Genomic DNA, 5,526 nt, shown 5'->3' with positions numbered 1-5,526 from the left:
ACGCGCCGGGGCATTACATCGACGCGGTGCAGGGCGGGCGGCCGGTGCCGTCGGGGAGGCGGCCATGAAGCGCTGGCTGCCGTCGCCCTGGTTGTCGCTGGGCCTGTGGCTGGGGTGGCTGCTGCTGGTGCGCAGCACCAGCGTGGGCCAGGTGCTGCTGGGGGCGGCGGTGGCCGTGGTCGTGCCCGCGCTGCTGGCACCGCTGCGGCCGCTGCCCGGCCCGTTGCGGCGTGGCGGAGTGCTGTTGCGCCTGGTGCTGCGGGTGGGGCGCGACGTGGTGCGGTCGGCCGTGCAGGTGGCCGCCGGGGTGTTCCGGGCACGCCGGCACCCGCCCCGGGGCACCTTCGTGGTGGTGCCCCTGGACCTGCGTGACGCCCACGGCCTGGCGGCCCTGGCCATGATTTCGGCGGTCGTCCCGGGCACGGTCTGGGCCGAACTCGCGTCGGACCGCAGCGCCTTGCTGGTGCATGTGTTCGATCTGGCCGACGAGGCCGCTTTCATCGCCGCTTTCAAGGCCGATTACGAGCGCCCGCTTCTGGAGATTTTTGGATGAGCCCCTGGTTGTCGATGGCCGTGTCGGTCACCCTGATGCTGTACGTGCTGGCCATGGCGATTGCGCTGCTGCGCCTGATGCGCGGTCCCAGTGCCCAGGACCGCGTGTTGGCCATGGACTTTGTCTACGTGGTGGGCATGCTGGTGATGCTGGTGCTGGGCATCCGCTACGACAGCGCGATGTACTTCGAGGGGGCCTTGCTGATGGTGCTGTTCGGCTTCGTCGGGTCGGTCGCCATGGCCAAGTTCCTGCTGCGCGGCGAGGTGATCGAATGAGCGGCCTGTGGCCCGTGCCGCCCTGGGCCGAGGCCGTGGTGGCCGTCTTGCTGCTGGCCAGCGGTGTGTTCGTCCTGTTGGCGGCCTGGGGCCTGTGGCGGCTGCCGGATTTCTTTGCCCGCATGCACGCGCCGGCCCTGGCGTCGACGCTGGCGACCTGGCTGGTCGCGCTCGCGTCCATCGTCCACTTCAGCACCCGTGGCCAGGGGCTGGCGCTGCACGTCTGGCTGGTGGTGATTGCGCTGTCCATCACCGCGCCGGTCACGGCCATGGTGTTGGCGCGGGCCGCGCTGTTCCGCCGCCGCCGGGCGGGGGATGCGCTGCCACCGCCTCTGGGTACCGCGCCCGCGGAACCCGGCGCCTTGAAGCGCTGAGGTGTGCGCACCGGCCCCGGGCCGACCATAATGCCGACAGGGCCCTGGCATCGGGCGCCACACACACGAGGTACACACACCATGGAACTGTCCACCTGGCTGGCATTTTTCGCCGCGTCCTGGGCCATCAGCATTTCGCCGGGGGCCGGCGCGGTCGCGGCCATGAGCGCCGGGCTGAACCACGGCTTTCGCCGCGGCTACCTGACCACGCTGGGGCTGGTGCTGGGCATCTGGACCCAGCTGGTGGTGGTGGGCGTGGGCCTGGGGGCCCTGGTGGCCACTTCGTCCACGGCGTTCCAGGTGGTCAAGTGGTTCGGCGTGGCCTACCTGGTGTGGCTGGGCATCCAACAGTGGCGTGCGCCGGCGCGTCCGCTGGCGGCCCTGCGCGACGGTGCGGCCCAGGTGTCGGCGCGCAGCATGGTGCTGCGGGGCTGGATGATCAACGCCGTCAACCCCAAGGGCACGGTGTTCCTGCTGGCCGTGGTGCCGCAATTCCTGGACCTGGGCCAGTCCCTGGGGCTGCAATACCTGGTCATTGGCCTGACGCTGGGCTTCACCGACCTGGTGGTGATGGCCGGTTACACCGCCCTGGCGGCGCGGGTGCTGTCCGCCCTCAAGTCCACCGCCCACATGCGCGCCATGAACCGGGTGTTCGGCGCTTTGTTCGTGGCGGCGGGGGCGCTGCTCTCCCTGTTCAAGCGCGCGCCCTGACGGGGCTTCGCCCACAGCCGACCCAATGGGCCCGCAGGGTGACCGGGCCGCGACCCGGTGTTGGGGACCGATGCGTCAGCGCGGCCGGGGCTGCATGCTGATGACGCCGAACGGGCATTTCACCTCGCACAGCTTGCAGCCGGTGCAGCGCTCGGCGCCGTGCAGCACCGAGGTTTTGCGCCAACCTTGGCGTTCTAGGCTGAGCAGGTGCAGCGGGCAGGCCGCCACGCACCAGCCGCAGCCGGTGCAGCGGGCGTTGTCGATCTGGGGCAGGGTGCGGCGGTCGGGGTGCATGGGGTCCGCCGCCGCAGGGGTTTCAGGGGTTTTCCCGGGGCGTCAGTCGACGACCAGGTGCACCCCGTCACCGCGCGCGGCTTCGATGGCGCCCACCTCGGCCGCGGCGTCGAAACCGTGCTGACGGAAGCAGGCCAGCACCGCGTCCACCGCGTCGGGGGCGCAGGCCACCAGCAGGCCTCCACTGGTTTGCGGGTCGGTCAGCAGGGCCTGGTCCACCGGGCTCAGGCCTTCGGCCAGCCGCACCTCGGCGCCGTAGGCGGCCCAGTTGCGGCCGCTGGCGCCCGTCACCAGGCCTTGGGCGGCCCAGTCCCGCACCCCGGGCAGCAGGGGCACCCGGGCCATGTCCAGGTGCACGCAACTGCCGGCACCGCGCGCCATTTCCAGGGCGTGGCCGGCCAGGCCGAAACCGGTCACGTCGGTCAGGGCGTGCACACCGTCGAGCGCGGCCAGGGCCGGGCCCGGGGTGTTGAGCCGGGTGGTGCTGGCGATCATCTGCGCGTAGCCGTCGGCCGGCAGGCGGTCTTTTTTCAGCGCCGCCGACAGCACCCCCACGCCCAGCGGTTTGCCCAGCACCAGGCGGTCGCCCACGCGGGCGTCGGCGTTGCGCTTGACACGCTGCGGGTGCACCAGGCCCAGGGCCACCAGTCCGTAGATCGGCTCCACCGAGTCGATGGTGTGCCCCCCGGCGATCGGGATGCCGGCGGCGCGGCAGACGCTTTGGCCACCTTCCAGGATGCGGCCGATGGTCGCGGTGCTGAGCACGCCGATGGGCATGCCCACCAGGGCCAGCGCCATGATGGGGGTGCCGCCCATGGCGTACACGTCGCTGATGGCGTTGGTGGCGGCGATGCGGCCAAAGTCGTACGGGTCATCGACGATGGGCATGAAGAAGTCGGTGGTGGCGATCAGCGCCTGCTCGTCGTTGAGGCGGTAGACCGCGGCGTCGTCGGCGGTTTCGATGCCGACCAGCAACTCGGGCGGCATCGGCATGGCGGCGGTGCCGCGCAGGATGTCGGCCAGCACGCCCGGGGCGATCTTGCAGCCGCAGCCGCCGCCGTGCGACAGGCTGGTCAGGCGGGGTTCGGTGGGGGAGGGGGTGGCGGTCATCGGAGCAGGTCTGCGGGTCGGCATGGGGAAGGTGCGGCCTGGGCGGTCTGCCGAGCTTCGGCGAGCACGCGCAGCAGGGCGTCGCGTTCGCGCTCGGGGCTGAACAGGGGCGCGCGCTCCGCGCATTGTCGTCGCAAATCCGCGAGCGTGCCCGTGGCCGAGGTTTGCGTCTGGCGGCAGGCGCGCAAGGCGGCGACCAGGGCTTCGGCGTCGCCCGCCGGGAAATAGCCCCGGTAGCCGCTGCCCAGCATGCCCACGTTGCCCGAAATGGCCGAGGCCAGCACCGGCGTGCCGCTGCACACGGCCTCCATCAGCACGTGGGCGCCGCCTTCCATGCGGCTGGTGTGCACCAGCAGGTGCGCGCGCTGGATGCGCCGGCGTGCCTGGGCATGGGGCAGTTCGCCCAGCCAGCGGTAGTGGGGGCAGGCCAGGGCGGTGGCCTGTGCGGCTGCCCCCAGGGCCGGCTCCAGGGCCCGGCCAATGTGCTCGATGCAGATGCCTTCGTCCGGGGCCACCAGCCGCGCCGCGGCGAACAGGGTCTGCGGCCATTTTTCCTCGCGCAGGTGGCCCACCATCACCACCCGCAGGCGGTGGGCGGTTTTGGGCAGCGTCTGCCAGGTGCGGGTGGACTGGTACACCACCCGGCACTTGTCGCGCCAGCGTTCGGGCAGGGCCAGCCGCCCGGCGTCCTGCAGCACCACCAGCCGGTGCGCCAGGTCGAGCGAGCGTTGGGCACTGGCGTCGTGCAGGATGTCGCGGTACAGGTCGGTGCCGGTCAGGGCCAGCACCAGGGGGAGGCCGGGCCGTTCGCGCGCCCAGGCGGCGATGGACGGGGCCGAGCGCCGCGCGTGCAGGGCGAGCAGCAGGTCGCCCTGCCGGGCGCTTTCCGAGGCGTCCTCGGGCCATTGCCGCAGCAGCTCGACCCGGTAGCCGTCGGCCAGCAGGCCACGCCAGCGCCGGGCGGTTTGCCAGTTGCCATTGGCCGCGTCCGCCAGCGCGGGCGTGACCAGGCACAGCCGGGGGCGGTCTGCAGCGGGACGGGTGGGGTGGTCCATGCGGCCATTGTCGGCCCAGGCGCCCACGGTTTTTCACCGCGGGCGGGCATTCTTGTGCCGCGGTGGCGATAATCCCCCCCGCACCCTGTGCATGGCGCGTGTGCGTGCCGTCCCCGTCCTTGACCACGGGGCCTGCCTGCCGGCGCCATCTGGTCCATTTCCCTCCCGCTTGATCGGAGTTGCCATGTCTGTTGTTTCGTCCTGGCGCGCGCTGCGCGCCGTGGGGGCCGTTGCGCTCCTGTCTTTCGCCGCCCTGGCCCAGGCCCAGACGGTGTTCCGCGTCACCGCCATCCCCGACGAGTCGCCCACCGAACTGGCACGCAAGGCCGCTCCGCTGGTGAAGTACCTGGAAGGCCAGCTCGGCACCCGGGTCGAGTTCATCCCCGTGACCGATTACGCCGCTTCGGTCGAAGCCCTGGTCAACAAAAAGGTCGATCTGGCCTGGTTCGGGGGCTTCACCTTCGTGCAGGCCCACGTGCGTTCCGGCGGCAAGGTGATTCCCCTGGTGCAGCGCGAGGAAGACGCCAAATTCAAGTCCGTCTTCATCACCAGCGACCCGGCCATCCAGCGCCTGGCCGACCTCAAGGGCAAAGATGTGAGCTTCGGTTCGCAAAGCAGCACCTCCGGCCACCTCATGCCGCGCAGCTTCCTGTTGCAGGCCGGCCTGAACCCGGAGAAGGATTTCCGCCGCGTCGCTTACAGCGGCGCACACGACGCCACCATCGCCGCCGTGGCTTCGGGCAAGGTGCAGGCCGGGGCGCTCAACATTTCCGTCTGGGACAAGTTCGTCGCCGACAAAAAGGTCGATACCAGCAAGGTCCGCGTGTTCCACACCACCGCGCCGTACTACGACTACAACTGGACGGTCCACGCCGACATGCCGGCGGCCACGCGCCAGAAACTGGCCGAGGCTTTCCTGTCCCTGAGCCGCGAGACCGCCCCGGGCAAGGACATCCTGGACCTGCAGCGCGCCACCCGATTTGTGCCGACCCAGCCCGACAATTACAAGGGCATCGAGGCTGCGGCCCGCAGCGCCGGCCTGCTGTAAGCGCGGACGCGTCGGTGAAGCTGGAACTCCAGGGTGTCGTCGCGCGCCACCCGGCGGCGCGCGCGCAGGCCGCCCCGGCCCTGCAGGGGCTGGACCTGCGCATCGA

Annotated in this window: 8 protein-coding genes; 5 read left to right on the top strand and 3 right to left on the bottom strand. The window is 71.3% G+C overall.

Annotation, left to right across the window (positions count from 1 at the left end; all coding sequences use genetic code 11):
• The 4 genes from CON77_RS14505 to CON77_RS14490 all read left to right on the top strand — a co-directional run.
• Positions 1-553 (top strand): Na+/H+ antiporter subunit E (locus CON77_RS14505; protein WP_369407353.1); only part of this gene is annotated, 553 nt, incomplete at its 5' end.
• A complete protein-coding gene (locus tag CON77_RS14500; protein ID WP_101050277.1) occupies positions 550-828 on the top strand; it encodes a K+/H+ antiporter subunit F in 279 nt (92 codons plus the stop codon). The genes CON77_RS14505 and CON77_RS14500, both read left to right, overlap by 4 nt.
• Positions 825-1,202: a monovalent cation/H(+) antiporter subunit G gene (mnhG, locus tag CON77_RS14495; RefSeq protein WP_101050275.1), complete on the top strand. Its 378-nt coding sequence runs from the start codon at positions 825-827 to the stop codon at positions 1,200-1,202. The genes CON77_RS14500 and mnhG overlap by 4 nt, the downstream gene beginning before the upstream one ends.
• An 81-nt stretch (positions 1,203-1,283) precedes the next feature.
• The gene (locus CON77_RS14490; protein ID WP_101050273.1) at positions 1,284-1,913 is read left to right on the top strand and encodes a LysE family transporter; all 630 of its coding nucleotides are present in this window, start codon (positions 1,284-1,286) and stop codon (positions 1,911-1,913) included.
• A 75-nt stretch (positions 1,914-1,988) separates the two neighbouring features.
• On the opposite strand, the gene CON77_RS14485 is transcribed toward CON77_RS14490, so the two are convergent.
• From CON77_RS14485 to senB, 3 genes are read right to left on the bottom strand one after another with little or no spacing between them, the layout of a single operon-like run.
• Entirely contained in the window at positions 1,989-2,207 is a 219-nt protein-coding gene (locus CON77_RS14485) for an ATP-binding protein (protein WP_101050271.1), read from the bottom strand.
• A gap of 42 nt (positions 2,208-2,249) precedes the next feature.
• Entirely contained in the window at positions 2,250-3,317 is a 1,068-nt protein-coding gene (selD, locus tag CON77_RS14480; protein ID WP_101050269.1) for a selenide, water dikinase SelD, read from the bottom strand.
• On the bottom strand, positions 3,314-4,372 hold the full coding sequence (senB, locus tag CON77_RS14475; protein ID WP_101050281.1) for a selenoneine biosynthesis selenosugar synthase SenB: 1,059 nt from the start codon (positions 4,370-4,372) through the stop codon (positions 3,314-3,316). Before senB ends, selD begins: the two co-directional genes overlap by 4 nt.
• Positions 4,373-4,556: 184 nt before the next feature.
• Between senB and CON77_RS14470 the strand changes: the two genes are divergently transcribed.
• Positions 4,557-5,420 (top strand): putative selenate ABC transporter substrate-binding protein, encoded by an 864-nt coding sequence (locus CON77_RS14470; RefSeq protein ID WP_101050267.1) that lies wholly within the window; start codon positions 4,557-4,559, stop codon positions 5,418-5,420.
• Positions 5,421-5,526 lie beyond the last annotated feature (106 nt).

Source organism: Macromonas nakdongensis (assembly GCF_002837145.1).
GTDB classification, from domain to species: domain Bacteria; phylum Pseudomonadota; class Gammaproteobacteria; order Burkholderiales; family Burkholderiaceae_C; genus Macromonas_B; species Macromonas_B nakdongensis.
This window is presented reverse-complemented; position numbering and strand designations above follow the sequence as displayed.